Genomic DNA, 25,996 nt, shown 5'->3' on the forward strand with positions numbered 1-25,996 from the left:
CGAAAGGATTTTCCACCAGCAGTTTCAACCAGCCTAACGGGGCAAGGCGAGGGCTATGTCCAGACGCTACCGAGGCAATCCCGCAGCGGCGATCATTCTGATCGTCGCAGATGTCGCGGCCCTGATCCTGATCCTGTGGATACTCATGTATCTGCTCGACGCCAACAAGGCCAACGACCTGGTCAACTGGATCCACAATTCGGCGAATTGGCTCGCGGGCTGGTCCCTCGACCTGTTCACCATGGATTCGGACAAACTCCGCACCGTGCTGAACTACGGCCTTCCGGCCGTGGTCTACCTGGTCATCGGCCATGCCGTGGCCGGCCGGGTCAATCGGGCCTGATCCGGCAGCACGGAAGAAACCGGCCGAACGGCAGGCCGCCAGGGCCCGGCCACGCCCTGGCGGCAAGGTCTCCTGACAGCACGGCCGTACGGTCCTAGCAGCAGCCCGCGTCGTCCGGAGCCAGGCCGATCGGGAGCCGCTCGCCCCCGAAGACCGCGGTGGTCGCCTCGTCCCCCCCGAGCGCGGCCACCGCGAGCAGCAGTGCGCCGGCCGTCCAGGAAGTACGTTCCTCCGGCCAGACGGCGTCGTCGTCGTAGACGTAGCCCGTCCAGTACATCCCGTCGTCCCCGGTGCGCAGGTGCTGGATGTCGGCGAGGATCTCCACAGCGCGGTCGGACTCGCCCATCGCCCACAGGGCGAGGGCGAGTTCCGCGCTCTCCCCGCCGGTGACCCAGGGCCGGTCCGAGACGCAGCGGACCCCGAGGCCGGGCACCACGAAGGTCTCCCAGAGCGCCTCGATGCGTTCCTTGGCGGCCGGGCCACGCAGCGCGGTACCGAGGACCGGGTAGTACCAGTCCATGGAGAAGCGCCCCTTGTCGAGGAAGCGCTCGGGGTGGTGCAGCACGGCGTGGCCGAGCAGGCCGGTCGCCAGCTCCCAGTCGGGCTGCGGCTCCTCGCGGTAGTCCGCGACGGCCAGCGCGCAGCGCAGCGCCTGGTAGATCGAGGACGAGCCGGTGAGCAGCGCCTCTTCGGGGAAGCCGCCGTCGTCGTCGCGCTTCCAGGCGATCTGGCCGCCGGGCAGCTGGAGCGCGAGCACGAACTCCACGGCGGCGTAGAGGGTCGGCCACAGCCGTTCCAGGAAGGCGTCGTCGCCCGTGGACAGGTAGTGGTGCCAGATGCCCACGGCCACGTACGCGACGAAGTTGGTCTCGCGGGTCCGGTCGAGGGGCTCGCCCGGCGCGACGGCCGCGTCCGCGCCGGGTACGTCTCCGGCGTACGAGTAGGACGCGTACCAGGAGCCGTCGGTGTTCTGCCGGTCGGCGAGCCAGCGGTACGCGGCCTCGGCGCGGCCGTGTTCGCCCGCCGCGTCCAGAGCCATGGCCGCCTCGACGTGGTCCCACGGGTCGAGGTGCCCGCCGGTGAACCACGGTATGGCGCCGTCGGCCCGCTGGATCGCGGAGATGCCGGCCACGGTCAGTTCGGCCTGCTCGGCGGTGAGGACTCCGGGCAGGACGAGGTGTTCGGTGCGCCCCGGACTCGTCACGCGTCCACCCGCGCATCCAGCACGGGGGTGTGCGGCTTGGTGGCGTAGGCCACGAAGCTCTTGCCGATCAGCGGGTTGAGGGCCTGCTCGGCGACCTTGGTGGCCAGCGGCTTCTTCATGATGTCCCAGACCAGGAGCTTGTGGTACAGCTTCACCGGCAGGGCCTTGTCGTTGTCGACGCCGACGGCGCACTTGATCCACCAGTACGGGGAGTGCAGTCCGTGTGCGTGGTGGGTGCCGTAGGGCTGGAGGCCGGCCTCGCGCATCTTGCCGAGCAGTTCGTCGCCCCGGTAGATGCGGATGTGGCCGCCCTCGACCTCGTGGTAGGCGTCGGAGAGCGCCCAGCAGATCTTCTCCGGGCCGAAGCGCGGCACCGTGATCGCTATCCGGCCGCCGGGCCGCAGCACCCGCACCATCTCGGCGAGTACGCCCTTGTCGTCCGGGATGTGCTCCATGACCTCGGAGATGATCACGACGTCGAAGCTGTCGTCGGGGAACGGCAGTTGGAGCGCGTCACCCTCCATCGCGACGGCGGACGCGCCGGCCGGGGCCTCGCCCTCCGCCTTCATCGCCGCGAACCACTTGGCGACCTCGCGGATCTCGTCGCCGTTGCGGTCCAGGGCGACGACATTGGCGCCGCGCCGGTAGCACTCGAAGGCGTGCCTTCCGGCGCCGCAGCCCAGGTCGAGGACCCGGTCGCCAGGGGCGAGCGGGAAACGGGAGAAGTCGACGGTCAGCACGGAGCCTCTGCTTTCGTCCGGTGGGTCGGGGCGGGGGCGGCGGACTGGGCGGCGATCGCCGCTCGGTAGTGCTCGGCCGTGCCGATGGCGGCCTGTTCCCAGGTGAAGCGGCTGAGGACGCGCTGCCGGCCGGCCACGCCGAGGCGGCGCCGGAGGTCCGCGTCCCCGAGCAGCCGGCCCAGGGCGGTGGCGAGCGCGCCGGCGTCACCGGGCGGTACGGCGAGACAGGTCTCGCCGTCGGTCCCGGCGACCTCGGGGATCGCGCCTCCGGTGGTGGCGACCAGCGGGGTGCCGGTGGCCATCGCCTCGGCGGCGGGCAGCGAGAAGCCTTCGTAGAGCGAGGGAACGCAGGCGACCTCGGCACCGCGGATGAGGTCGACGAGTTCGGCGTCGGTGATGCCCTTGACGAAGTCGATGGCGCCTTCGAGGCCGAACCGGGTGATGGCGGCGGCGACCGGCCCGTCCTCGGCGCGCTTGCCGACGACGACGAGATGCGCGTCGGGTCGCTCCGCGCGGAGCTTGGCGAGCGCTTCGACGAGGTGGACCAGGCCCTTCAGCGGCACATCGGCGCTGGAGGTGGTGACGATGCGGCCGGGGATCTCGGGCACCGAGGCGTCCGGCGAGAAGAGCCGGGTGTCGGCGCCGATGTGGACGACGTGGACGCGGTCCTCCCGCACCCCCAGGTCCTCCACGATCTCGGCGCGGGAGGAGCCGGAGACGGTCAGCACGGACGGCAGCCGGCGCGCGACGCGCTTCTGCATCTGGGTGAAGCCGTACCAGCGGCGCACCGACAGCCGGCGCTTCCAGTCGGGCGCCGCGGCCAGGTCCAGCCGCCGGTCGACGGTGATCGGGTGGTGGATCGTGGTGACCAGCGGGGTGCCGAGCCCGAGCAGCCCGTAGCCGAGCGTCTGGTTGTCGTGGATCACGTCGAACTCGCCGCGCCGGGCCGCCAGGTGGCGCCGGGCGCGCAGCGAGAACGTCAGCGGCTCGGGGAAGCCACCGGTCCACATCGTGCCGACCTCGACCGCGTCGATCCAGTCGCGGTACTCGCCGAGCCGGGGATTGCGGAACGGGTCCGGCTGCCGGTACAGGTCCAGGCTGGGCAGCTCGGTGAGGGTCACTCCGGCACCGACGGCGTCGAGCACCGGATAGGGCTGGGCGCCGATCACCTCGACGGTGTGGCCGAGCCGGGCGAGCTCACGGGAGAGATGGCGTACGTAGACGCCCTGGCCCCCGCAGAAGGGGTTCCCCTTGTAGGTGAGCAGCGCGATCCGTAGTGGCATGGCCTCAACGGTCACTCCCGGCCCCCTTCTCACTCACTTCCGCCGGAGCGTAACCGGTCGCGCTAATCTAGAACAAGTTTCAGACTCGAACGTTCAGAACCGAATCTACCGGCAGCGGCACGGCCCCGAATGAGGCGGACCAGGTGATTCGCACCACGACATCTGTCCTGCCATCATGCAACGCAGTGCCACGGTGACCGCGGATTACGGATGGAATGTCACGGAATGGGACATATGACAACAGAACCCAAGCCGCCGACTCCGTCGTCGCCCCTGCTGACCGAACGTCAGGAGGCGCGCCGCCGTCGCATCCTGCACGCCAGCGCGCAGCTCGCCTGCCGCGGCGGTTTCGACGCGGTGCAGATGCGTGAGGTCGCCGAGAACTCGGGCGTCGCGCTCGGCACGCTCTACCGCTACTTCCCGTCCAAGATCCATCTGCTGGTCGCCACCATGCAGGACCAGCTCGGCCAGATGCACGAGACGCTGCGCAAGCGTCCGCCGGTCACCGCCGAGCCGGCCGACCGGGTCGCCGAGACGCTGATGCGCGCCTTCCGCGCGATGCAGCGCGAACCGCATCTGGCCGACGCGATGGTGCGCGCCCTGACGTTCGCCGACCGTTCCGTGAGCCCCGAGGTCGACACCGTCTCCCGGCTCACCACCGCGATCATCCTGGACGCGATGGGCCTGGACGGCCCGCCCACCGCCGACCAGCTCTCCGCGGTCCGGGTGATCGAGCACACCTGGCACTCGGCCCTGGTGACCTGGCTCTCCGGCCGCGCCTCCATCGCGCAGGTGAAGATAGACATCGAAACCGTGTGCCGGCTGATCGACCTGACGGCGCCGGAGCGGCGCGGCTGAAAAAGGCGCCTCAGGAACGGCACGCCCGGGACCTGGCGATACCGGCCGGTGGGATGTGCCGGAGGCACCCCCAGGTGGCCCCTGTCGCACGCACATTCCCAGCGTGCGGGGGGCACATGGGCGCACGGAATGCGCCTCCGTGCATCTCCTTGGCCGGATTGCGGGGCCATCCCTGACGACTTCGCGGGTACGAATGGGGTTGCTCGCACGGTCCGGTCCACGGGGTTCTCGAAGGGGCAAATGTGATCCGGGTTTTACTAGTACATGACACATGGCTGATGCGATCCGCGCTCGCGGCGCTGCTGGGCAGGGAACACGACATCGAGGTGGTGGCCACGCCATGGCGCAACGCACCGAGACGCGCTCGGTCGTTACGGCCTCAAGTGTGTGTGGTCGACGTCGAGTGTCCTGGTGCCGAACACGGCAACGTGGCCCAACTGACGGAGTTACAGGACTACGCGGTCGGCCAGGAATGTGCCCTGCTCGTCCTGGCCACCGCGAGCCGCCCGGGTCTGCTGCGCCGCGCGTCGCAGGCGCGTGCGCTGGGGTTCGTCAACAAGGACGCACCGCCGGAGGAACTGGTCCGTGGGATCAGGAGAGTCGCTACGGGGGAACGTTTCGTCGACAATTCGCTCGCTTTTGATTTCCTGCAGGCCGCCGACATTCCGCTGACCCCCCGCGAGTTGAGCGTGCTGTCACTCGCCGCCGAGGGCGCGTCCATCGGCGAGATCGCCCGCGTCCTGCACCTGTGCAACGGCACCGTGCGCAACTACATGGCCGCGATCACCCGCAAGACGGGCGCCCGGAACCGGGTCGACGCCATACGAATATCCCGGGTGGCCGGCTGGCTCTGACCAGTTCCCGACCAGGTCCCGGTAGAGCGCGGACCGCTCCAGGAGCTCCTCGTGGCCGCCGCAGACCGTATGCGTGCCGTCCATGACCAGCACCTGGTCCGCGCGCCGCGCCGAGCTGATGCGGTGCGCGATCACGATCAGCGCTCCGCCGCCGGGGCGGAGCGCGAAGGCCCGTTCCGCACGGGCCTCCGCCGCCGGGTCGAGATAGCAGGTCGCCTCGTCCAGCAGCACCAGCGGCGCGGGCGACAGATACGCGCGGGTCAGCGCCAGCAGCTGCCGCTCCCCCTGGGACAACGTGCCCGGCTCGGCGATGCCGTCCAACCCGCCCATCCGGTCCAGCAGTTCCGACATCCCGACGGCCCCGGCCGCCGCGCACAGCCGGCTGTCGGGGACCGGCTCGGGACCCGGGCACAGGTAGGACAGGTTGTCGCGGACGCTTCCGGCGAAGACGTACGCCTCCTGCGGGATCAGCACCCGCATCCCCGGCAGTTCGGTGGCCGGCTGCTCCCGCAGCGGCCGGCCACCGAGTTCCACCACACCCGCACCCGGGTGCAGCAGCCCCCCGATGAGCCCCGCGAGGGTCGACTTGCCGATCCCGCTCGGCCCGACGACCGCCAGATGGCAGCCGCGCGGCACCACGAGGTCCAGCTCCCGGACCACCGGCTCGGCCAGTTCCCCGTAGGCGAAGGTGACACCGCGCAACTCCACGGCGGGGGCGGTGGGTACATCCGTGGGGGCAGGCACGGGCGCATCCCCGACGGGCGCTCCGTCCTCCGGGTCCGGTGCGGCGGTCTGCGGTACCAGGCGGCCGAGGACGACGACGAAGCGCGAGCCGGCCGTGCCCAGCCCCTGGGTCAGGGCCTGCAGTGCGGGCAGCAGCGACTGGGTGAGGTAGGCGAGGGCGCCGACCAGCGCGCCCGCGGTCACCCCTCTGCCCAGCAGCCACGGCGCCGAGGCGAGCAGCAGGACGACGGGGAGCCGGCCGCCGACGCCCAGGGCCAGCGCGCGCAGCACTCCCCAGCGGGCGAGGACCCGTGACGCGCGGAATTCGGTGTCGCCCCGCTGCGCGGCCTCCGCCGTCATCCGCTCCTCCGCGCCGCAGGCGGCGATGTCGCGGAGTCCGGCGGCCATCGCGCCCAGGCTCTCGGCCACGTCCTCGTTCGCGGTGAGGAAGGCCGCCTGGCGGCGGTTCATCGGCCGGAGCGTCAGGCAGAAGAGCCCGAGCCCCACGAACAGCGGCGGTACGACGACGAGCAGCAGGACGGGTGCCAGCGAGAGCAGCCCGATGAGGGCGCCCGCGACGGTGAACAGGAACGACCGCGACACCATCACCAGACCGGCGAACGTGTCGCGGGCGATCTCGACCTGTTGGGTCAGCCGCGAGACGACCGCGGTGTCCGCGCCGTGCGGGTCGCGTACGGCGTCGTCCAGGCCGCGGGCCACCACCCGCCGCACCAGGCCGTCGCGCAGCGGTTCCACCAGGGCCGCGACCGCGCGGTAGACCCGGCCGGTCCCGAACGCGCCCGCCGCCACGGCCAGCGCGGCCAGCCCCGCGTACTTGGAGTTGCGCAGGTGCAGGGAGTAGGGGCCGGGTACGAACTTGAACGGTATGCCGCGCGGGACGCAGTGGTCCCAGACCTTCGCGATGGTCTTCTCGGCGTTTTCCAGACACGCGGAGACGTGGATCTTCCACCCCTGCGGGGGCGATCCGGGTCTGGGGACGCCGGTGCCGTCCACCGGCGTGAAGTGCAGCCAGTCACCGGAGCGTCCGGTGCGCCAGCCCTCGGGAACCGGGCGCTGGGCCGGCTCGTAGAGCGACGCACCGGATCCCTTGTCGGGACCGGAGCCCGTGGACAAGCGGTCCGGGGTCCCTTAGAAATACCTGTCGACTAGGCAGAAGACCTCGTACCGCTTGTCCATGACCTCCCCCTCCGGCCTCGAGGTGCTGAGATTTTCACGTGGCCGAAACGGGGAACAGTCGCGTCCGTAACGAAACACCCGTGCAGAACGCATATGTGCGTAATGCACGGGTGCGCAGCCGCAGGTCAGGAGGTGTCCCTGACCTGCGGCGGGACAGCTGTTCCGTTACTCCTCGGGCGGGAAGACCGGCTCGCCGGTGGCGAGCAGGGTGAGCGTGATCGCCTCCACCGGGCACCCTTCGGCCGCCGCCAGCACCTGTTCCGAGGCGTCGGACTCGGCGGCGGCGGGGTGGGACTGCCGGGCGCCGTCGAGGGTGAAGCCGTCCGGGGCCGCGTTGACGCACATGCCGGAGCCGATGCAGACCGTGCGGTCCACCTCGATGTGCCAGCGGTCGCCCATCAGCCCTCCGCCCCCGCCGTACCGGCCGGCGCCTGGTATCCGGCCGGCAGGTGGATCATCTTGTGCTCCAGGTACTCGCCGAAGCCCTCGGGGCCGAACTCCCGGCCCACGCCGGAGTTCTTGTAGCCGCCGAACGGGCCGAGCATGTCGAGGCTGAAGGTGTTCACCGAGTACGTGCCGGTGCGGACCTGGCGGGCGATGTCGATGCCGTGCTCGACGTCGGCGGTCCAGACGCTGCCGGACAGCCCGAAGTCGGAGTCGTTGGCGATCCGCAGCGCCTCGGCCTCGTCGTCGTACGGGAGCAGACAGATGACCGGGCCGAAGATCTCCTCGCGGGCGATCCGCATGGAGTTGCTGACATCGCCGAAGAGCGTCGGCTCCACGTACCAGCCGGTGTCAAGACCGGCCGGCCGGCCGCCGCCGGTCAGGACCTTCGCGCCCTCCTCCTGACCGATCTTGATGTAGTCGAACGAGCGCTGCTGCTGGCGCTTGGCGACCAGCGGGCCGACCTCGGTGGCCGGGTCGAGCGGGTCGCCGACGACCAGCGCGGAGGCGGCCGCCGCGAAGCGCTCGGCGATCTCGTCGTAGCGGGAGCGCGGCGCCAGGATCCGGGTCTGGGCCACGCACGCCTGGCCGTTGTTCATCCAGGCGGCCGAGGTGATGCCGGGGACGGCGGTGTCCAGGTCCACGTCCGGGAGGATGACGGCGGCGGACTTGCCGCCCAGTTCCAGCGTGACGCGGGTGAGGTTGCGGGACGCGACCTCCATCACCCGCCGGCCGGCCCCGACCGAGCCGGTGAACGAGACCTTGTCGACGCCGGGGTGGCCGACCAGGTACTCGCTGACCTCGCGGTCGGCCGCCACGACGGACAGCACGCCGTCGGGCAGCCCGGCCTCCTTGGTGATCTCGGCCAGCACATACGCGTCGAGCGGGGTCTCCGGCGACGGCTTCAGCACGACGGTGCAGCCGGTGAGCAGCGCGGGCGCGAGCTTGGCGGCGGCGGTGAACTGCGGGACGTTCCACGGCACCACGGCCGCGACGACCCCGACGGGCTCACGGCGGACCAGGATCGGGCCGAGGACGCCGGTGCGGTGCTCCTCGTAGGGGAAGTCGCGGGCGACGGTGATCGCCGCGTCCCACACCATCATCGCGCCGAGCGACTGGGCGAGGATGCTCCACGAGTAGGGGGAGCCGTTCTCCGAGCTGATGAGACGGCCTATCTCGTCGTACCGGACGGCGATGGCGTCCTTGATGCGGGTGACGACGGCGATCCGCTCGTCGAGGGTCATCCGCGGCCACGGACCCTCGTCGAACGCCTTGCGGGCCGTGGCGACCGCGCGGTCCACGTCGGCGCGGGAGGCGTGCGGCACCCGCCCGATGACCTGCTCGGTGTGCGGGGAGATGACCTCGATGGTCCCGCTGCCGAGCGGGTCCACCAACTCCCCGCCGATGAACAGCTGTCCGTGTTCGATGAGGTCGGTCATTACTGGTGCCTCCTGCGGGTCGGCCCATACCTGACGCTGTTTCAGAACTGATACCAGTTCTAGTTATAGTGGGCAATGACTTCGTCGGCGAGAGGGGACCAGATGGTGCGCGTGACCGACCACGGCGGAGGGGTCTGGAGCATCCCGGTCCCGATCCCCGACAACCCCCTCGGCCACACGCTCGTCCATCTCCTGGACACCGACCGCGGTCCCGTACTGATCGACACCGGCTGGGACGATCCGGACTCGTACGCCGCGCTGGAGGCCGGGCTCGTCGAGGCGGGCACCTCCGTCGCCGAGGTGCACGGTGTCCTGATCACCCACCACCACCCCGACCACCACGGGCTGTCCGCGCAGGTCCGCGAGGTGTCCGGCGCCTGGATCGCGATGCACTCCGCCGACGCGGACGTGGTGCGCCGCACCCGGTCCGCCGAGCCGGCCCGCTGGCTGACCTTCATGACGGCCAAACTCACCGCCGCCGGCGCCCCCGAGGAGCACATCGCCCCGCTGCGCGCCGCCCGCGAATCGGGGCGGATGAGCACCCTGCCGGGGCTGCGGCCCGCGCTCCCGGACCGCGACATCGAACCCGGCGAGCTCGTGGACCTCGCCGGCCGGCGGCTGCGCGCCATCTGGACGCCCGGCCACACCCCCGGGCACGTCTGCCTGTTCCTGGAGGAGAGCCGGCGGCTGTTCTCCGGTGACCATCTGCTGCCGGGGATCTCCCCGCACATCGGGCTGTACGAGGACCCCGACGACGAGGTCGAGACCGATCCGCTCGGCGACTACCTGGCGAGCCTGGAGCGCATCGGCCGGCTGAACCCCGACGAGGTGCTGCCCGCCCACCAGTACGCGTTCAAGGACGCGGCCGGCCGGGTGCGGGAGCTGCTCGACCACCACGAGGAGCGGCTCGCCGGGCTGGCGGCGCTGATCAGTGACGCACCGCGCACCCCCTGGCAGCTCGCCGAGGTGATGGAGTGGAACCGCCCCTGGGAGCAGATCCCGTTCGGCTCCCGCAACATCGCCGTCTCCGAGGCCGAGGCCCATCTGCGGCGGCTGGTGAAGGCCGGCCGCGCCGAGGCCGTGCCCGGCTCCGACCCGGTCACCTACCAGGCGGTCTGACAGCACGGGCGGCCGGGGCGCGGGCGGGCCGGGACCGGGAGCGGCACCCGCAGGGCATACGATGTTCGGGACAATTCCATCCACGTCCGAGCGGGGGAAGCCGGCGCGAATCCGGCACTGACCCGCAACCGTGAGCCGTCCCCCAGGGCAGGGGCGGCGAGTCGGAGTACCCGCGCGGACGGGAGCGGCTCCCGGTCCGGCAGATGCGGCGACGTATCGGCGGCGACCGGCACCGTCGAGGTAGCGACCTGGGGAGACATAGGGAGCGGATCAGCGAGCGGCGTCATGCGGCTGCGCATCCAAGGCGGAGGAGGAAGGCGACGCGGAGCGTCGTCGACCGACGACAACGCCGGAGGCGCGGCCGCCGGGCGTCGCGAGCCCGCTCCCTATGTCTCCCCAGGTCGCAAGGAGCCGGAGCCCGGTGCCCCGCGCAGTGCGCGGGCTCGCAGCGGTGCGCCCGGCCACGCACCCGCTCAGCGAAAGGCATCAACCCCTCATGAACCTCCGTCGCAGCGCCGCCGCGCTCGCCGCCGCCACCGTGCTCGGTATGGCCGCGGTGCCCGCAGCCTCCGCCGACACCCCGCTGCCGCCGGGTCTCTACGGCACCGGGGACCCGACGTACGACGGGGTGTGGCGGCAGTCGTACGCGCTGCTGGCGCTGGACACCGCCGGGGTGCGGCCGGCCGACAGCGCTGTCACCTGGCTGACCGGTCAGCAGTGCGCGGACGGCGGCTTCCCGTCGTACCGGGCCGACCCGGCGAAGGCCTGCGACGCCAAGACGGAGGACACCAACGCGACGGGCATCGCCGTGCAGGCGCTCACCGCGCTGGGCGGCAAGGACGCCGTGGTGAAGAAGGCCACCGACTGGCTGACCTCGGTGCGCAACAAGGACGGCGGCTGGTCGTACAACCCCGGCGGCGCCTCCGACCCGGACTCCACGGCTGTCGTGATCGGCGCGCTGGCGGCCGTCAAGCAGGACGTGAAGGCGTCGCAGGACAGCCTCAAGGCCTTCCAGTTCGGCTGTGACGCCAAGGCCGCCGACCGCGGCGCCTTCGGCTACCCGATGAACGGCAAGCTCACCGTGAACGCCAAGGCCACCGCCGACGCGGTGCGCGGCGCCCGCGGTGCGGGCTTCGTCGTCACCGCGCCGACCGCGAACACGGCCGCGAAGGCCCCGGACTGTGCGTCGCCGGACGCCTTCAAGACGCTCGACGCGGCCGGTTCGGCCTCGGCCGGCGCCGCGTACCTGACCGCGCAGCTCACCGCGGGCGGCGCGCACCTGACCGCCGTCACCCCGGGCGCGGACAAGCCGACGCCGGACTACGGCACCACCGCCGACGCCGTGGTCGCGCTGGCCGCGGGCGGCAACCTCGACACCGCGAAGACGTCGTACGACTGGCTCGCGAAGAACTCCGCCGTCTGGTCGAAGGGCAACCCCGCCGCCCTCTCCCAGCTGGTCCTCGCCGCCCACGCGACGGGCAACGACCCGCGCAGCGCCGGCGGCGCGGACCTCGTCCAGCAGCTGACCAACCTCGGCCCGAAGCCGGCCGCCGCGGCGAGCGCGAGCCCGTCGCCGTCCGACAAGACCGAGAAGAAGGACGGCAAGTCCTCCTCCGCCACCTGGTGGATCGTCGGGGTCTTCTTCGTCGCCAGCATCGGCGTCGGCTTCCTCGTCAGCGGCCGCAAGAAGAAGCAGGGCTGATGCCGCGCCCCCGGCTGCGGGTCCTCGCCGTCCTGCTGGCGCTCGGCGCGCTGCTCGCCGTCTCCGCCCTGCCCGCACAGGCCGCCGCGTACCGCTACTGGTCGTTCTGGCAGCGTTCAGGCGACACCTGGACGTACGCGCAGACCGGTCCCGCGCTGGACCGGCCCGCCGACGGGTCCGTGGAGGGCTGGCGCTTCGCGGCCAGCGCCGAGGCCCAGGACTCCTCGAAGCCGCGTGACGTCCCCGGCGCCACGTCGTTCGCCGCGATCTGCACGGGCACCCCGCCCAAGGGCGGCACCAAGCGCATCGCCCTCGTGCTGGACTTCGGCACCGCCGCCGACGCGGGCGGCGGTGCGGCACCGCCCGCGCCCCGTACCGCGTGCGCCCAGGTCCCGGGCGACGCGACGGGCGCCGACGCGCTCGCCGCCGTCGCCAAACCGCTGCGCTACAACTCCGCGGGCATGGTGTGCGCCATCGCCGGCTACCCGAAGACGGGCTGCGGGGAGCCGGTGGCCGACGGCTCGGGCGGCTCCGGCACGGCATCGGCGTCGAAGACACCCGCGCCACAGGCGTCGGGCGATGGCGGCGGTGACGGCGGGGGTCCCTCGGTCGGTGTGTTCGCCGGCATCGCCGCCGTCCTCGCCCTCGGCGGGGCGGCCCTCTGGCAGGCCCGCCGCCGGCGCGGATGAACACCGGGCTACGCCGGAACACCGCCGGCCGCGGGGCCGCCGTCGCCACCCGGTCGACCGCGCTGCACGCCGGGGCGTGGTGGTTGTGGGCGCTGGGGCTGGCGACGGCGGCGTCCAGGACCACCAATCCGCTGCTGCTCCTGCTGCTGGTCGCGGTCGCGGGCTATGTGGTCGCCGCCCGCCGCACGGACGCGCCCTGGGCGAAGTCCTACGGGGCGTTCCTGAAGCTGGGCCTGGTGGTGCTGGCGATCCGGCTGGGCTTCGCGGTCCTGCTCGGCTCGCCGATCCCGGGGACCTACGTGCTCTTCCGGCTGCCCGAGGTCCCGCTGCCCGACTGGGCGCGGGGGGTCAGGCTGGGCGGGAAGGTGACCGCGGAGGGTCTGCTGTTCGCGCTGTACGACGGCATGAAGCTGGCCACCCTGCTGGTCTGCGTGGGCGCGGCGAACGCGCTCGCCAACCCGGCCCGGCTGCTCAAGTCGCTGCCGGGCGCGCTGTACGAGGCGGGTGTCGCGGTCGTCGTGGCGATGACCTTCGCTCCGAACCTCGTCACCGATGTGCAGCGGCTGCGCGCCGCCCGCCGGCTGCGGGGCCGCGACGACCGCGGGGTGCGGGCGCTGCTGCAGGTCGGACTGCCGGTTCTGGAAGGGGCGCTGGAACGGTCGGTGGCGCTGGCCGCCGCGATGGACGCGCGCGGCTACGGCCGGTCCGCCGACGTGCCGGCCGGGATACGCCGGACGACGGCCGCGCTGACGCTGGGCGGGCTGCTCGGCGTGTGCGCGGGGACGTACGCGCTGCTGTCCGCGTCCGGCGCCGGGTACGGCGTGCCCGTGCTGCTGCTCGGGCTGGTCTCGGCGCTGGCGGGGCTGCGGCTCGGCGGCCGGCGGTCGATCCGCAGCCGCTACCGGCCCGACCGGTGGGGCGCGCGGGCCTGGCTGGTCTCGGGCTCCGGGATCGCGGTGGCGGCGCTGATGATCTATGCGGCCTCGCACGATCCGCTGGCGCTGGCCCCGCCGACGATCCCGCTCACCGCACCCACGCTGCCCCTGTGGCCCGCGCTCTCGATCCTGATCGGGCTGCTGCCGGCGTTCGTCGCACCGCCCCCGGCGCTGCCCCGGCCCACCCCGGTGTCCCCCGCCCCGCAGGTCGTCCCGGCCCCGCGCGTGATCCCGACCCGGCGCGTCATCCCGAAGCCGAACTCGAAGGAGGACCGCACGTGATCCGCTTCGAGCAGGTGTCCGTCCGGTACGACAACGCCGCAGAGCCCGCCGTCGCCGGAGTGGACCTCACCGTCCCCGAGGGCGAACTGTGCCTGCTCGTCGGGCCGTCCGGAGTCGGTAAGTCGACTCTGCTGGGCGCGGTGTCCGGTCTGGTGCCGCACTTCACCGGCGGGGTCCTGTCCGGCCGGGTCACGGTGGCGGGCCGTGACACCCGGACGCACAAGCCGCGCGAACTCGCCGATGTCGTCGGCACCGTCGGCCAGGATCCGCTGTCGCACTTCGTCACCGACACCGTCGAGGACGAACTCGCCTACGGCATGGAGTCGCTGGGCCTGGCGCCCGCCACCATGCGCCGCCGCGTCGAGGAGACCCTCGACCTGCTGGGCCTGGCCGAACTGCGGGACCGGCCGATCGCCACGCTCTCCGGCGGCCAGCAGCAGCGCGTCGCCATCGGCTCGGTGCTCACCGTCCACCCCAAGGTGCTGGTGCTGGACGAGCCGACGTCCGCGCTGGACCCCGGCGCGGCCGAGGAGGTGCTGGCCGTGCTGCAGCGGCTGGTCCATGACCTGGGGACGACGGTGCTGATGGCGGAGCACCGGCTGGAGCGCGTCGTGCAGTACGCGGACCAGGTGATCCTGCTGCCCGCCCCCGGCGCCGCCCCGCTGCAGGGCGCGCCCGCCGACATCATGGCGCTCTCCCCCGTCCACCCGCCGGTGGTGGCGCTGGGCCGCCTCGCGGGCTGGTCGCCGCTGCCGCTGTCGGTACGCGACGCGCGCCGGAAGGCCGGACCGCTGCGTGAGCGGCTGGCGGACCGTACTCCCCCGGCCGCGCCCGTGCTGCCGGCCGCGGCCGCACCGGTGGCGGTGCTCGACCGGCTCTCCGTCCGCCGGGGCAGGACCGAGGCGCTGCGCCAGGTGTCGCTGACCGTCCGGCCGGGCGAGACCGTCGCGCTGATGGGCCGCAACGGAGCGGGCAAGTCGACACTGCTGTCCACGCTCGTGGGCCTGCACACCGCCGCCTCCGGCACGGTGACCGTCGGCGGCCTGGTCCCGTCCAGAACGAAGCCGGGCGAGCTGATCCGGCAGGTGGGCCTGGTACCGCAGGAGCCGCGGGACCTGCTCTACGCGGACACCGTGGCCGGCGAGTGCGCGGCCGCCGACCAGGACGCGCACGCCGCGCCCGGCACCTGCCGCGCGCTGGTCACCGCACTCCTGCCGGGCGTCCTCGACGAGACCCATCCCCGTGATCTCTCCGAGGGCCAGCGGCTGGCACTGGCGCTGTCCGTCGTCCTGGCCGCCCGGCCGCCGCTGCTGCTGCTCGACGAGCCGACCCGCGGCCTCGACTACGCCGCCAAGGGCCGGCTGATCGCGCTCCTGCGGGCACTGGCGGCCGACGGCCATGCGATCGTACTGGCCACGCACGACGTCGAACTGGCCGCCGAACTCGCCCACCGGGTGGTGATCCTGGCCGACGGCGAGGTGGTCGCGGACGGCCCGACCGCCGAGGTCGTGGTCTCCTCCCCCGCCTTCGCCCCCCAGGTCTCCAAGATCCTCGCGCCGCTCCCCTGGCTGACGGTCCCGCAGGTCGCGCTGGCCCTGGAGGAGTCGTCATGACGCCTCCCGGAACGCCTCCCGAAACGTCTCCCGGGCCGCGACCGCGCGCCGACCGCCAGGTACGTCCCATCCGGCTCGGTCCGCGCTCCGTCGTCGCGCTGGCCCTGATCTCCGCGATCGGCATCGCCCTGTTCGGCTGGCCGCTGCTCGCCGACCCCGGCACCGGGCTCGCCCACAGCAAGGACGCCCCCTGGCTGTTCGCCGCGCTGCTGCCGATGCTGATCGCCGTGGTGATCGCGACGATCGCGGACGGCGGGATGGACGCCAAGTCGATCGCCATGCTCGGCGTACTGGCCGCCGTCGGGGCCGCCCTGCGCCCGCTGGGCGCCGGCACGGCCGGCATCGAGCCGATGTTCTTCCTGATGGTGCTGTCGGGACGGGTGCTCGGCCCCGGATTCGGCTTCGTACTGGGAGCCGTGTCGATGTTCGCCTCCGCGCTGCTCACCGGCGGCGTCGGACCGTGGATGCCGTTCCAGATGCTCTCGATGGGCTGGGTCGCCATGGGCGCGGGCCTGCTGCCCCGCCCCGACACGCTGCGCGGCCGCGGCGAGCTCGCGATGCTCGCGGCGTACGGCGTCTTCTCGTCGATCTTCTACGGCACGGTCATGAATCTGCAGGGCTGGGTGACCATCGGAGGGCTCTCCTCCGGGATCTCCTACGTCGGCGGCGACCCGGTCCTCGACAACCTCAGCCGTTTCGTCGCGTACTGCCTCGCCACCTCGCTCGGCTGGGACCTCCCACGCGCCGCCGTCACCGCAATCCTCACGCTCACCCTCGGCGCGACGATCCTCAAGGCGCTACGCCGAGCCACGCGCCGCGCCGCGTTCGAGGTGCCGACCAGTTTTCAAGCGCCGGACGGCTGATGCAGCCGTCCGGCGCTTGAGGACCGGGGCCCGGGGCGGAGCCCCGGCTACAGCCGCTGGATGATCGTGCCCGTCGCCAGCGCACCGCCCGCGCACATCGTGATCAGCGCGAACTCCTTGTCCGTGCGCTCCAGCTCGTGCAACGCCGTCACGATCAGCCGCGCCCCCGTCGACCCCACCGGATGACCGAGGGCTATCGCGCCGCCGTTGACGTTGACCTTCTCCAGGTCCTGGTCGAAGACCTGCGCCCAGGACAGCACGACGGACGCGAACGCCTCGTTGATCTCGATGAGGTCGATGTCCTTGAGCGTCATCCCGGCCTTGCCGAGCACCGCGCGGGTCGCGTCGACCGGGCCGTCCAGGTGGTAGTGCGGGTCGGAGCCGACGAGTGCCTGGGCGACGATCCGGGCGCGGGGGCGGAGCTTGAGCGCCCGCGCCATGCGCTTGGAGGCCCACATGACGGCCGCGGCGCCGTCGGAGATCTGCGAGGAGTTGCCCGCGGTGTGCACGGCGGTCGGCATGACCGGCTTCAGCTTGGCCAGGCCCTCCATGGTGGTGTCCCGCATGCCCTGGTCGCGGTCGACCAGCCGCCACATGCCCTGACCGGCCTGCTGCTCCTCCTCGTTGGTGGGGACCTGCACCGCGAACGTCTCGCGCTTGTACCGCTCCTCCGCCCAGGCCCGGGCGGCCCGCTCCTGCGAGATGAGGCCGAGCCGGTCGACGTCCTCCCGGGTCAGCCCGCGCCGCCGGGCGATCCGCTCGGCGGCCTCGAACTGGTTGGGCAGATCGACGTTCCACTCGTCGGGGAACGGTTTGCCCGGCCCGTGCTTGGAACCGCTGCCGAGCGGCACCCGGGACATCGCCTCCACCCCGCAGCCAATGCCGATGTCGATCACTCCGGCGGCCACCATGTTCGCGACCATGTGGTTGGCCTGTTGCGAGGAACCGCACTGACAGTCCACGGTGGTCGCGGCGGTCTCGTACGGAAGTCCCATGGCGAGCCAGGCGTTGCGTGCGGGGTTCATCGACTGCTCGCCGGCGTGGGTGACGGTGCCGCCGACGACCTGTTCGACGGCGTCCGGCTGGATCCCGGTCCTGCCGAGCAGTTCGCGGTACGTCTCACCCAGCAGGTAGGCGGGGTGCAGATTGGCGAGCGCGCCTCCGCGCTTGCCGATGGGCGTGCGTACAGCTTCGACGATGACGGGTTCAGCGGCCATGAATCTCGTCCTCTCCTCGACCGGTCGGCGTCCCGGCGCCTCCGGCAGAACTAGAACGCGTACTAGTTCTGTCTGCAGTCTTATTACCCATGGAGCGCGGCGCGCAAGACTCGTGCACAAGCCTCCATGGGCCCGCACCCAATCCACACGGTCATTCCCCTTGCCACTTGTAGAACTGGTTACTACCTTCGAGCCATATCTGATGGACCGTCAGACATGGAGTGGCCGATGCCCTGCCCAGCGCTTCCCGAAGGCTTCGACTTCACAGACCCGGACGTGTACGAGCAGCGGGTACCGCTCCCCGAACTCGCGCAGCTGCGGCAGACCGCCCCCGTGTGGTGGAACGAACAGCCCCTCAATGCCGCCGGGTTCGAGGACGAGGGGTACTGGGTCGTCACCCGGCACGCCGACGTCAAAGAGGTCTCGCTCAACCCCGACGTCTACTCGTCGTTCCTCAACACCGCGGTCATCCGCTTCAACGAGCACATCACCCGCGAACAGATCGAGATGCAGCGGCTGATCATGCTCAACATGGATCCGCCCGAGCTGACCCGCGTCCGGCAGATCGTCCAGCGGGGCTTCACTCCGCGCGCGATCCGCCAGATGGAACAGACCCTCCGCGACCGCGCCCACCGCATCGTCGCCGAGGCGCGCGGCCGGCGGACGGGCAACTTCGTCACCGAGGTCGCGTCCGAACTCCCGCTGCAGGCCATCGCCGAGCTGATCGGCATCCCGCAGGACGACCGAACCAAGATCTTCGACTGGTCGAACAAGATGATCGCCTACGACGACCCCGAGCTGGCCATCACCGAGGAGGTGGGCGCCGAGTCGGCCATGGAGCTGATCTCGTACGCCATGAACCTCGCCGCCGCCCGCAAGGAGTGTCCGGTCAAGGACATCGTCAGCCAACTCGTCGCAGCCGAGGACGAAGGCAACCTCAGCACGGACGAGTTCGGCTTCTTCGTCCTCGTGCTGTCCGTCGCCGGGAACGAGACGACGCGCAACGCCATCACCCACGGCATGCACGCCTTCCTCACCCATCCCGAGCAGTGGGAGCTCTACAAGGAGACGCGGCCGAGCACCGCCGCCGAGGAGATCGTCCGCTGGGCGACCCCCGTCACGTCCTTCCAGCGCACCGCCACCCGGGACACCGTGCTGGGCGGCCAGGAGATCAAGAAGGGCCAGCGCGTCGGCATGTTCTACGCCTCCGCCAACCACGACCCCGAGGTCTTCGACCACCCCGAGCGCTTCGACATCACCCGCGAACCCAATCTGCACCTGGGGTTCGGCGGCGGCGGCCCGCACTACTGCATGGGCAAGAACCTGGCGATCATGGAGATCGACCTCATGTTCAACGCCATCGCCGACGCGATGCCCGACATCAAGCTGGTCGGAGACCCCCGCCGGCTGCGCTCCGCCTGGATCAACGGCGTCAAGGAGATGCAGGTCAGCTACGAGGGCTGAGCCGGCCGGCGCATACGGCAGGATGAGGTCATGAGCATCGTGAAGATCAATGCCCTGACCGTTTCGGCGGAGATGCGCGAGACGCTGGAGAAGCGGTTCGCGGCGCGTGCCGGCTCCGTCGAGAACTCCGACGGCTTCGAGTGGTTCGAGCTGCTGCGCCCGGTCGAAGGCACCGACCAGTACCTCGTGTACACGCGCTGGCGCAGCGAGGAGGACTTCAAGAACTGGATGTCCACCTCGATGCGCGGTCCGGGCGCGCACGGCGGTGGTGCGGGCACGGGCGAGGGCGGAGCCGAGCGGCCCAAACCGGCCGCTTCGGACTCCGCCCTGTGGTCGTTCGAGGTCGTCCAGCAGACGGCTCCCAAGAGCTGACCACGCGTTTCCCGGCCGCCCTCCCCGGCCTTGACGGCTGGGGAGCGTCCTTCGTTCCGCCGGCCGAGCGTCAGTCCCTCGGCCGTACCAACTGCGAGGGGTCGTCGAGCCAGGCGCTCTCGCCCTCCTGCGTGACGGTGAGCCCGAACCGTGTGTGCTCAGGGCCGCCCTGCGCCACCCACCACCGGTATGCCGCTTCCGTTTCGTCCCACAGCCGGCGCGGACCCGACTGCCAGACGCGCGCCTCTTTCTCCGCGTCCCGGAACATGACGCACGCCCAGGATCTGTCGCTCAGCCCGTAGAACCAGACGGGCCGCGCGCCGTCACGTTTGTCGGCCACGGCCTGCGAGCAGTCGGGCACGCGAAGGCCGAGGGCGAACCGGGCGGCGGTGTATCGACCGGTGACGAACTCGGCTTCAGTGATCGTCGTACTGGACGTGTCGGCGTCATTCATCGAGCCCGTGGCGAGGTAGTCGTCGTGGTCAGGGCGGGACAACCGCTGAGCTCGGAGCTTCATGAATTCCACGGGGCGCGTGAAGTTCCCCATCGCCTTGCCGTCCTTCACCACCAGACGGACCACGGCATCCGCGTTGGAGAAGTGCGTCCCCCACGGGGCGACGACGAGTCCGCCCGGACGGGTCTGCTCGATCCAGGCACCAGGAATCTCCCGGAGTCCGACGGTAGCCAGAATGCGGTCGTACGGGCCCCGCTCCGCGCATCCGGCGAACCCATCGCCCATGACCACCACCGGGTACAGACCTGCTGCGCACAGCCGTTCACGGGCACGTGCGGACACGACGCGGTCCACCTCGATCGTGGTGACGTTCTCACCGCGAAGACGGTGCGTCAGTGCACCGGCCGTCTCGCCCGTGCCGGTGCCCACGTCGAGCGCCTTCATGCCCGCGTCCAGGTCCAGGTCCAGGAGCATCTCGTAGACGACAGAGGGCATGGACGAGGAACTGGTGGATACATCGCCTGGCGCCGTGCCGGTGTGCTTCCCGTCATCCCACTGGGTCACGATGGGAATGTCGCTGTCCGCCGCGGCGTACCAGGTGCCGGGGTCCGTTCTGCGGTCCACGCAGACGCTGGTCCCCCGCTCCATGTCGAACGGCCACATCAGATCCGGCAGGAACGCGGCCCGGTCCACCGCCGCGAAGGTCGGCGCCCAGTCCGACGTCATCGATTGCGTCTCCAGGAGGACGCGCCCCAGCTCCTTGCGGCTGGGGCGCTCCACCTGCGCGGAGTTGAGCGTCACCTCTTGTGCTTCCCATCGCCGGGCGGGGTTCCCCCGTCAGGGCTGGGCGGGTCCTTCGGCGGGGTCCAGGGGGTACCCGGGTGCTTGTCCTTGTCATCGTCCCCGCCCCAGGTGGGGGCGGTGGCCCACAGACTCGTCATGCGTCGCTCCTTCGTTCGCTCTGCCGGTGCAAATGCTCCAGCCCCTTGGCCAGTTCGCTGATTCCGCTTCCGGCCTGCTGGTCCTGCGCCGCGAGTACGAAGTTATGGCTACACAGAGAGATGCAACAGACACGTAGCGTGGTGCTTCTCCGGCGGATCGACGGGAAGTGCCACACCGCGTAGTAGTTACCCGGTTACGCCCAGGTGAGCGGCCATGTCCCGCATGTCTGTGGTCAGCGTCCGCTTTCGGTGCGACAGGATGTCCTCCATGATGTACCGCGCCATGGACTGATGCTTCAACCACTCCGGCGAGCTGCGGAGGATCGCGTTGAGCTCATCCATCGCGTCCTGATGTGATCCCAGCTTCGCGTGGGCCCTCGCGACGTCGAGTCGGTGTCGGTCCCAGTTGTTCGCACTCGGCCGGCCGAACCGCTTCAGCGCCTTTGCTCCCACGGGGCCTTCGTCAGCCCGGCGGAGCACCCCTCGGGCGTCCCCGATCAGGGAGAGGTCCTCAATCGCCTTCGCCTCGGCGGTCACCGGCCCGAAGGTGGTCCAATGCTCCCGGAAGTCGACGTGCTCGACATCCAGCGCGCTCGCAGCTGTCGCGGTCATGCGCCGCGCTTCCTTGGCCACATCCGGGCGGTTGTTGCGCATCGCGGCCGAGGCGACGCGCTGGAGCAGCTCACCCCACACCGCCAACTCACCTGGTGTCGCACTGGAGATCCGCGGTTCGATCTCCTCAGCCGTGACGGTCGCCAAGCGCTCGGCTTCGTCGAACCGGTCCTGGCGCAGGAGCAGCCAGCCCATGCCTACGACGCCTGTAGCGGCAATCAGCGTCTGTCCGGCCTCCCTGGCGTCCCGGATGCCCTGGGAGAGTGCGTGATAGGCCATGTCGTACCGCCGTACCTGCGTCAGGTACTTGCCGGCGAGCAGGAAGGAGCTCGCGCGCAGGACGATGGCCCGCCGGCGGGCCTCCTCGTCCTCGGCGAGCACGACCGCGGCCTCGGCGGAACGCAGGATGGCGGGCAGTTTCTTGGCAACCGAGTCATAGCGGTCCGCCTGGTAAAGGCTGTGCGAGTCGTCGATGTCTCGCTGGATGGTCGCGGGGTTGGGGGTCTGATCAGGTGCGGTGAGCACTTCCGACAGCCCGATGGGCGGCATGAGCGCTCGGCGCAGCTCCATCAGCTTCGGGCCGTCGCCCGGGTTCGCACGAACAGGCTCCGGCGACCCGGTGGCGAAGAGGCTGGACGTAGTGGTGCCCAGCGCCCTCGCGAGCAGGTGAATGGTCTCGACCTGGACGTTGCCGCCCTGCTCGACCTTGCGCACCACACCCACCGACAGACCGGCCGCTTCGCCGAGTTGCTCCTGGCTCATGCCCGTCCGGCGGCGATGGGTGCGCACGTTCTCTCGCAGCGATGACATCGAATCACCTCCCGTTCAGCGTACGCCGCTTGACCGAAGGCGAAGAGCCCCTCCGGGGTGATCCGGAGGGGCTCCAAGGGTGAAGCCCGCGGCAAACGAGGCCCCGCGTCCCAGCTGCTCTCGCAGCTGTGCGCCCGGCTGCCCGGTCGGCCGCTTCAGATGCTGAGGAGCTGCTGCGTCAGATCGCGGTAGTGCGTCAGCGCCACGCGCAGTTCCTCCGTGTCGGCCTTGGCGTCGTCGTTCTGCCAGGTCGACCGGAGGGTCCTGCGGCGCTCCGCGAGCTTCTCGGTGAGCTGCCGGGCGACCTGCTCGAGGACGGCGTCGGCCTCCTCGACGGACTTGCGCGGCTCGTCCACGAACGCGCCCATCGCATGCTGCAACCGCTCCTCCAGCCCGTCACCGGCGCCCGCGGGCCCGCTGTGGCGGGCGCTGTGGGTCTCGGTGGTGCGGAGTCCGGCGCCCTCGCCTGCGCGGGCGGCGTCGCTCGTGCGCGTCGCGTCGCTGGTGCGCGAGGCGTCGGTCGTACGCGGGGCCTCGGTCGTACGGGTGGGTTCGGTCGTACGCGTGGGTTCGGTTACCCGCTTGGCCTCGCTCGTACGGGGGGCCTCGCTCGTGCGTGCCGCGGTGGCCTCGTCCTTGCGCGGATCGGCCATGCGCGGCGGGCGCGGCGGCTCGTCGGGGCTCTGGGCGGGGTTCCGGTCGGGTACGGCGCTCTCGCGGGTCTGGTCCTGGCCTTCGTTCATCGTCCCTGCACTCCTGACACTTCGTTGATGACTCACGACTCATGGCTCATGGCTCATGGCAGGGGCTGACGGCCCCGGTCCTGCGGTGCGGTGGATACCGGCGGTGGTCCGTCAGTTCTGCCGGCGGCCGAGCACTCCGAGGCGCGATCCGCTGCCGTGCGGCTTCACCGCGGCCGGCTCGTCGGGGCGGTCGGGGTCCGCGTCGCGGTTCGACGGCGCGCGGTTCGTGTCGGCCCGGACGAGCTCCTCGAACATCGCGCGGGCCCGGACGAGCGCCTCCCGCATCTCCTCGGTGGAGGTGCCGTCGTCGCCGCCCCGCCGCCCGGCGATCTCATGGGCGTCGCGGTAGCCCTGCAGATGACGGGCGTGGTGCACGGACAGCGCGTCGAAGTGCTCGCCGGACTTCGCGTCCGGGAAGCCGCGGTCGCGGACCAGGTCCCCGATCAGCGTGTCGGCCTCGCCGAGCGCCTTCGCGGGCGAGTCGATGAAGTGCTCCTGCACGGCGGCCCAGCGGGCCGTGTACTCCTCGCGGGCCTGCGTCGGCAGCGGACGGGTGGTGATGTCCCCGTGCCGGCTCAGCCGTTCGGAGAGCTCCTTCTCGGTGGCCTTGGTGTCGCCGTCATGGCGGCGCAGGACCCGGTCGTACTCGGGCCCGAAGCGGCGGTGCAGGCTCCTGCCGCCCATCCCTCCCGGCCGGAGCAGCACGGTCGTGAGAGCGGCGGCCAGAACGATGACGACCACGACGATGGCGATGATCACGCCAGTGGACATGGGAATGCCTCCCGTTTCTGCGGGTCTTCTACGGGTCGACGGACAGGGTGTGCTTCGTTGCCGGCTCATCGATCGGCTTGCCCGAAAGCGGGTGCCCAAACGTCGAACACCCGCCCGGCGAGGGCCGGGCGGGCGTCGGGGCCCGGGGGCCGGGAGCGTCAGGCCGTGGCGCCGCCGGTCGCCGGGCGCCCCTTCTCCAGGCGGTCGGTGTCGCCGCCGCACAGGTCGCCGCTGAGCTTCGTCAACAGCGCCGCGAGCTCCGCGTGCCGCTCCGGGTCCCAGTCGCCGAGCAGCTCGCCGAGGACGGTCCGCCGGGCCACGCCGAGTTGCGCGGCCATCGCCCGGCCGCTGTCGGTGAGGACCAGCGGATTGCCGTCCCGCACGGCCAGTCCGCGGGTCTCGACCTCCACGGCCGCCTCCTCGATGACGTCGGCGGGCACGGTGGTGCGCCGGGCCAGCTCCACCGGGTCGGTCTCGCCGCCCTTGGCCATCCGCAACAGCAGCCAGCTGGACGCCGGATGGATGTCGAGGTCGGCCAGCTTGGTGATCCGCACATACAGGTCGCGGCGCGCCTCCCGGCTGCCGAGCACCGACAGCCCGCGGGCGATCTCCTCGATCGAGGACCGTTCCACCGGGTTGGTGCCCAGGGTCTCGCTGGCGTCCGGCACCGTCACGGAACCGCGCAGCGGCTGTTCCTTGAGGAACCAGGCCAGCACGAACGCGATCAGGGTGACCGGCACCGCCCACAGGAACACGGTGGTGATCGACTCGGAGTACGCGTGCACCACCGGCCCGTGGATCGCGGCCGGCAGGGACTCCACGGCGCGCGGGTCGGAGGAGATCAGCGACGGGTCGAAGCCGGGCGGCAGCGGCGTGTTCGCGACCAGGACCTCGATCTTGCTGTTGAGCTGGTTGGCGAAGACCGTGCCGAAGATCGAGACGCCGAAGGAGGCGCCGATGGAACGGAAGAACGTCGCGCCGGAGGTGGCGGCGCCCAGGTCCTCGTAGCCGACGGAGTTCTGCACGGCCAGGATCAGCACCTGCATGACCAGGCCCAGGCCGAGGCCGAAGATCAGGAAGTACAGGCTCATCACCCAGGTGCTGGTGAACTCGTCGAGCTGGTGCAGCAGCAGGAGGCCGATGGCCGTGATCCCGGTGCCGAGGATCGGGAAGATCTTGTAGTGACCGGTGCGGCTGACGATCTGCCCGGAGCCGGTGGAGGACACCAGCAGGCCGATCACCATCGGGATCATGTGCACACCGGACAGCGTCGGTGAGAAGCCGTGGACGACCTGCAGGAACGTCGGCAGGTACGTCATCGCGCCGAACATCGCGAAGCCGATGACGAAGGAGATCACCGAGACGAGCCAGAAGGTGCGGATCCGGAACAGCCGCAGCGGCAGCACCGGTTCCACCGCACGGCGCTCGACGACGATGAACACGGCCACCAGGACCAGGCCGAGCACCGTCAGCCCGATGATCTTCGGCGAGCTCCAGGGCCAGGTCGTGCCGCCGAGCGAGGTCACCAGCACCAGGCTGGTCGCGGCGGCGGCGACCAGCGCCATGCCCAGATAGTCGATGCGGTGCGTGGTGCGGCGTACCGGGATGTGCAGCACGGCCGCGATGACGGCCAGCGCGACGACGCCGATCGGCAGGTTGATGTAGAACACCCAGCGCCAGGAGAGCTGCTCGGTGAACACCCCGCCCAGCAGCGGCCCGAGGACGCTGCTCGCGCCGAACACCGCACCGAACACGCCCTGGTAGCGGCCCCGCTCGCGGGGCGGCACGATGTCGCCGACGATCGCCATCGACAGCACCATCAGACCGCCGCCGCCCAGGCCCTGGAGGGCGCGGAAGGCGATCAGCTGCGGCATGTTCTGCGAGATACCGCACAGCGCGGAGCCGATCAGGAAGATCACGATGACGGTCTGGAAGAGTTTCTTCCGGCCGTACATGTCGCCGAGCTTGCCCCATAGCGGGGTGGCGGCCGTCGAGGCGAGCAGATACGCGGTGACGACCCAGGACAGGTGCTCGATCCCGCCCAGGTCACTGACGATGGTCGGCAGGGCGGTGGACACGATCGTCTGGTCCAGCGCGGCCAGCAGCATGCCGAGGGCGAGGGCGCTGATCGCGATGCGCACCGATCGCCGGTCCTGGATCTCGCCGGGGGCGGTCGGCGGTCCGGTCGGGGCCGTGGTCTCCTGCGCCATGCCGTGCTCCTCGCGTCGCGCCGCTTGATCGCGAATCAATATTCACACTATTCGCTCCGGTTTCGCGCTCTATGGACCCCCGGTCGTGCTGGACAGACCTGGGCACGGCATGCC

23 protein-coding genes, 1 pseudogene and 1 riboswitch are annotated in these 25,996 nt (G+C 71.2%); of the genes and pseudogenes, 11 read left to right on the top strand and 13 right to left on the bottom strand.

Features of this window, described 5'->3' with window-relative positions; all coding sequences use genetic code 11:
• Window positions 1–55: 55 nt before the first annotated feature.
• On the top strand, window positions 56–343 hold the full coding sequence (locus C8250_RS15875; protein ID WP_138357678.1) for a hypothetical protein: 288 nt from the start codon (window positions 56–58) through the stop codon (window positions 341–343).
• A gap of 94 nt (window positions 344–437) precedes the next feature.
• On the opposite strand, the gene C8250_RS15880 is transcribed toward C8250_RS15875, so the two are convergent.
• The 3 genes from C8250_RS15880 to C8250_RS15890 are packed head-to-tail and all read right to left on the bottom strand — an operon-like array spanning window position 438 to window position 3,570.
• Window positions 438–1,547, bottom strand: a complete 1,110-nt coding sequence (locus C8250_RS15880; protein WP_138357679.1) for a prenyltransferase — start codon at window positions 1,545–1,547, stop codon at window positions 438–440.
• Window positions 1,544–2,287 (bottom strand): class I SAM-dependent methyltransferase, encoded by a 744-nt coding sequence (locus C8250_RS15885; RefSeq protein ID WP_138357680.1) that lies wholly within the window; start codon window positions 2,285–2,287, stop codon window positions 1,544–1,546. The genes C8250_RS15880 and C8250_RS15885 overlap by 4 nt, the downstream gene beginning before the upstream one ends.
• Complete coding sequence (locus tag C8250_RS15890) at window positions 2,281–3,570, bottom strand: glycosyltransferase family 4 protein (RefSeq protein WP_138357681.1); 1,290 nt, start codon at window positions 3,568–3,570, stop codon at window positions 2,281–2,283. The genes C8250_RS15885 and C8250_RS15890 overlap by 7 nt, the downstream gene beginning before the upstream one ends.
• A gap of 234 nt (window positions 3,571–3,804) precedes the next feature.
• Between C8250_RS15890 and C8250_RS15895 the strand changes: the two genes are divergently transcribed.
• Both C8250_RS15895 and C8250_RS15900 read left to right on the top strand, forming a co-directional pair.
• The gene (locus C8250_RS15895) at window positions 3,805–4,428 is read left to right on the top strand and encodes a TetR family transcriptional regulator (RefSeq protein ID WP_138357682.1); all 624 of its coding nucleotides are present in this window, start codon (window positions 3,805–3,807) and stop codon (window positions 4,426–4,428) included.
• 278 nt (window positions 4,429–4,706) lie between these two features.
• Window positions 4,707–5,282 (top strand): response regulator transcription factor, encoded by a 576-nt coding sequence (locus C8250_RS15900; RefSeq protein WP_164296714.1) that lies wholly within the window; start codon window positions 4,707–4,709, stop codon window positions 5,280–5,282.
• A gap of 270 nt (window positions 5,283–5,552) precedes the next feature.
• Here C8250_RS15900 and C8250_RS44840 read toward each other — a convergent pair.
• The 3 genes and pseudogenes from C8250_RS44840 to C8250_RS15915 form a co-directional block, all read right to left on the bottom strand.
• Window positions 5,553–6,611 (bottom strand): annotated as a pseudogene (locus C8250_RS44840) (ABC transporter ATP-binding protein); the annotation flags it as partial.
• A gap of 756 nt (window positions 6,612–7,367) precedes the next feature.
• Entirely contained in the window at window positions 7,368–7,601 is a 234-nt protein-coding gene (locus C8250_RS15910; RefSeq protein ID WP_138357684.1) for a ferredoxin, read from the bottom strand.
• Window positions 7,601–9,085 (bottom strand): aldehyde dehydrogenase, encoded by a 1,485-nt coding sequence (locus tag C8250_RS15915; RefSeq protein ID WP_138357685.1) that lies wholly within the window; start codon window positions 9,083–9,085, stop codon window positions 7,601–7,603. Before C8250_RS15915 ends, C8250_RS15910 begins: the two co-directional genes overlap by 1 nt.
• 102 nt (window positions 9,086–9,187) lie before the next feature.
• On the opposite strand from C8250_RS15915, the gene C8250_RS15920 reads away from it, so the two are divergent.
• The 6 genes from C8250_RS15920 (at window position 9,188) to C8250_RS15945 (ending at window position 16,288) form a co-directional block, all read left to right on the top strand.
• A complete protein-coding gene (locus C8250_RS15920; protein WP_138357686.1) occupies window positions 9,188–10,204 on the top strand; it encodes an MBL fold metallo-hydrolase in 1,017 nt (338 codons plus the stop codon).
• A 65-nt stretch (window positions 10,205–10,269) separates the two neighbouring features.
• A riboswitch (cobalamin riboswitch) is annotated at window positions 10,270–10,397 on the top strand.
• A 303-nt stretch (window positions 10,398–10,700) separates the two neighbouring features.
• Window positions 10,701–11,906, top strand: a complete 1,206-nt coding sequence (locus C8250_RS15925) for a prenyltransferase/squalene oxidase repeat-containing protein (RefSeq protein WP_138357687.1) — start codon at window positions 10,701–10,703, stop codon at window positions 11,904–11,906.
• A complete protein-coding gene (locus C8250_RS15930; protein ID WP_138357688.1) occupies window positions 11,906–12,595 on the top strand; it encodes an SCO2322 family protein in 690 nt (229 codons plus the stop codon). The genes C8250_RS15925 and C8250_RS15930 overlap by 1 nt, the downstream gene beginning before the upstream one ends.
• Window positions 12,592–13,812, top strand: a complete 1,221-nt coding sequence (locus tag C8250_RS15935; protein ID WP_138357689.1) for a CbiQ family ECF transporter T component — start codon at window positions 12,592–12,594, stop codon at window positions 13,810–13,812. Before C8250_RS15930 ends, C8250_RS15935 begins: the two co-directional genes overlap by 4 nt.
• Window positions 13,809–15,425, top strand: coding sequence for an ABC transporter ATP-binding protein (locus tag C8250_RS15940; protein ID WP_138357690.1), 1,617 nt, complete (start codon window positions 13,809–13,811; stop codon window positions 15,423–15,425). The genes C8250_RS15935 and C8250_RS15940 overlap by 4 nt, the downstream gene beginning before the upstream one ends.
• On the top strand, window positions 15,422–16,288 hold the full coding sequence (locus tag C8250_RS15945) for an ECF transporter S component (protein WP_138357691.1): 867 nt from the start codon (window positions 15,422–15,424) through the stop codon (window positions 16,286–16,288). Before C8250_RS15940 ends, C8250_RS15945 begins: the two co-directional genes overlap by 4 nt.
• A 47-nt stretch (window positions 16,289–16,335) precedes the next feature.
• Here the strand turns inward: C8250_RS15945 and C8250_RS15950 are convergent, their stop codons facing one another.
• Window positions 16,336–17,505 (bottom strand): steroid 3-ketoacyl-CoA thiolase, encoded by a 1,170-nt coding sequence (locus tag C8250_RS15950; protein WP_138357692.1) that lies wholly within the window; start codon window positions 17,503–17,505, stop codon window positions 16,336–16,338.
• Between the two features lie 228 nt (window positions 17,506–17,733).
• Between C8250_RS15950 and C8250_RS15955 the strand changes: the two genes are divergently transcribed.
• Window positions 17,734–18,969, top strand: coding sequence for a cytochrome P450 (locus tag C8250_RS15955; protein WP_138357693.1), 1,236 nt, complete (start codon window positions 17,734–17,736; stop codon window positions 18,967–18,969).
• 30 nt (window positions 18,970–18,999) lie between these two features.
• Entirely contained in the window at window positions 19,000–19,341 is a 342-nt protein-coding gene (locus tag C8250_RS15960; protein ID WP_138357694.1) for an antibiotic biosynthesis monooxygenase, read from the top strand.
• Between the two features lie 70 nt (window positions 19,342–19,411).
• Here the strand turns inward: C8250_RS15960 and C8250_RS15965 are convergent, their stop codons facing one another.
• The 6 genes from C8250_RS15965 to C8250_RS15990 all read right to left on the bottom strand — a co-directional run bounded on the left by C8250_RS15965 (window position 19,412) and on the right by C8250_RS15990 (window position 25,882).
• The gene (locus C8250_RS15965) at window positions 19,412–20,596 is read right to left on the bottom strand and encodes a protein-L-isoaspartate(D-aspartate) O-methyltransferase (protein WP_244809158.1); all 1,185 of its coding nucleotides are present in this window, start codon (window positions 20,594–20,596) and stop codon (window positions 19,412–19,414) included.
• On the bottom strand, window positions 20,593–20,736 hold the full coding sequence (locus tag C8250_RS15970) for a hypothetical protein (RefSeq protein ID WP_187144861.1): 144 nt from the start codon (window positions 20,734–20,736) through the stop codon (window positions 20,593–20,595). The genes C8250_RS15965 and C8250_RS15970 overlap by 4 nt, the downstream gene beginning before the upstream one ends.
• 186 nt (window positions 20,737–20,922) lie before the next feature.
• Window positions 20,923–22,158, bottom strand: a complete 1,236-nt coding sequence (locus C8250_RS15975; RefSeq protein WP_138357695.1) for a helix-turn-helix transcriptional regulator — start codon at window positions 22,156–22,158, stop codon at window positions 20,923–20,925.
• Between the two features lie 155 nt (window positions 22,159–22,313).
• Window positions 22,314–22,901, bottom strand: coding sequence for a hypothetical protein (locus C8250_RS15980; RefSeq protein ID WP_138357696.1), 588 nt, complete (start codon window positions 22,899–22,901; stop codon window positions 22,314–22,316).
• 111 nt (window positions 22,902–23,012) lie between these two features.
• Window positions 23,013–23,672 (bottom strand): hypothetical protein, encoded by a 660-nt coding sequence (locus C8250_RS15985; protein ID WP_138357697.1) that lies wholly within the window; start codon window positions 23,670–23,672, stop codon window positions 23,013–23,015.
• Between the two features lie 158 nt (window positions 23,673–23,830).
• On the bottom strand, window positions 23,831–25,882 hold the full coding sequence (locus C8250_RS15990) for an MFS transporter (protein WP_138357698.1): 2,052 nt from the start codon (window positions 25,880–25,882) through the stop codon (window positions 23,831–23,833).
• Between the last annotated feature and the right edge of the window lie 114 nt (window positions 25,883–25,996).

This window comes from Streptomyces sp. So13.3 (assembly GCF_005860785.2).
In the GTDB taxonomy this organism is placed as follows: Bacteria; Actinomycetota; Actinomycetes; order Streptomycetales; family Streptomycetaceae; genus Actinacidiphila; species Actinacidiphila fildesensis.

What these genes read in the sequence shown, in the direction of transcription:
- C8250_RS15875 (WP_138357678.1), top strand. Translation starts at nt 56, where the DNA reads ATGTCCAGACGCTACCGAGGCAATCCCGCAGCGGCGATCATTCTGATC.
- C8250_RS15890 (WP_138357681.1), bottom strand. Translation starts at nt 3,570, where the DNA reads ATGCCACTACGGATCGCGCTGCTCACCTACAAGGGGAACCCCTTCTGC.
- C8250_RS15895 (WP_138357682.1), top strand. Translation starts at nt 3,805, where the DNA reads ATGACAACAGAACCCAAGCCGCCGACTCCGTCGTCGCCCCTGCTGACC.
- C8250_RS15900 (WP_164296714.1), top strand. Translation starts at nt 4,707, where the DNA reads ATGCGATCCGCGCTCGCGGCGCTGCTGGGCAGGGAACACGACATCGAG.
- C8250_RS15910 (WP_138357684.1), bottom strand. Translation starts at nt 7,601, where the DNA reads ATGGGCGACCGCTGGCACATCGAGGTGGACCGCACGGTCTGCATCGGC.
- C8250_RS15915 (WP_138357685.1), bottom strand. Translation starts at nt 9,085, where the DNA reads ATGACCGACCTCATCGAACACGGACAGCTGTTCATCGGCGGGGAGTTG.
- C8250_RS15920 (WP_138357686.1), top strand. Translation starts at nt 9,188, where the DNA reads ATGGTGCGCGTGACCGACCACGGCGGAGGGGTCTGGAGCATCCCGGTC.
- C8250_RS15925 (WP_138357687.1), top strand. Translation starts at nt 10,701, where the DNA reads ATGAACCTCCGTCGCAGCGCCGCCGCGCTCGCCGCCGCCACCGTGCTC.
- C8250_RS15930 (WP_138357688.1), top strand. Translation starts at nt 11,906, where the DNA reads ATGCCGCGCCCCCGGCTGCGGGTCCTCGCCGTCCTGCTGGCGCTCGGC.
- C8250_RS15935 (WP_138357689.1), top strand. Translation starts at nt 12,592, where the DNA reads ATGAACACCGGGCTACGCCGGAACACCGCCGGCCGCGGGGCCGCCGTC.
- C8250_RS15945 (WP_138357691.1), top strand. Translation starts at nt 15,422, where the DNA reads ATGACGCCTCCCGGAACGCCTCCCGAAACGTCTCCCGGGCCGCGACCG.
- C8250_RS15950 (WP_138357692.1), bottom strand. Translation starts at nt 17,505, where the DNA reads ATGGCCGCTGAACCCGTCATCGTCGAAGCTGTACGCACGCCCATCGGC.
- C8250_RS15955 (WP_138357693.1), top strand. Translation starts at nt 17,734, where the DNA reads ATGCCCTGCCCAGCGCTTCCCGAAGGCTTCGACTTCACAGACCCGGAC.
- C8250_RS15960 (WP_138357694.1), top strand. Translation starts at nt 19,000, where the DNA reads ATGAGCATCGTGAAGATCAATGCCCTGACCGTTTCGGCGGAGATGCGC.
- C8250_RS15970 (WP_187144861.1), bottom strand. Translation starts at nt 20,736, where the DNA reads ATGACGAGTCTGTGGGCCACCGCCCCCACCTGGGGCGGGGACGATGAC.
- C8250_RS15975 (WP_138357695.1), bottom strand. Translation starts at nt 22,158, where the DNA reads ATGTCATCGCTGCGAGAGAACGTGCGCACCCATCGCCGCCGGACGGGC.
- C8250_RS15980 (WP_138357696.1), bottom strand. Translation starts at nt 22,901, where the DNA reads ATGAACGAAGGCCAGGACCAGACCCGCGAGAGCGCCGTACCCGACCGG.
- C8250_RS15985 (WP_138357697.1), bottom strand. Translation starts at nt 23,672, where the DNA reads ATGTCCACTGGCGTGATCATCGCCATCGTCGTGGTCGTCATCGTTCTG.
- C8250_RS15990 (WP_138357698.1), bottom strand. Translation starts at nt 25,882, where the DNA reads ATGGCGCAGGAGACCACGGCCCCGACCGGACCGCCGACCGCCCCCGGC.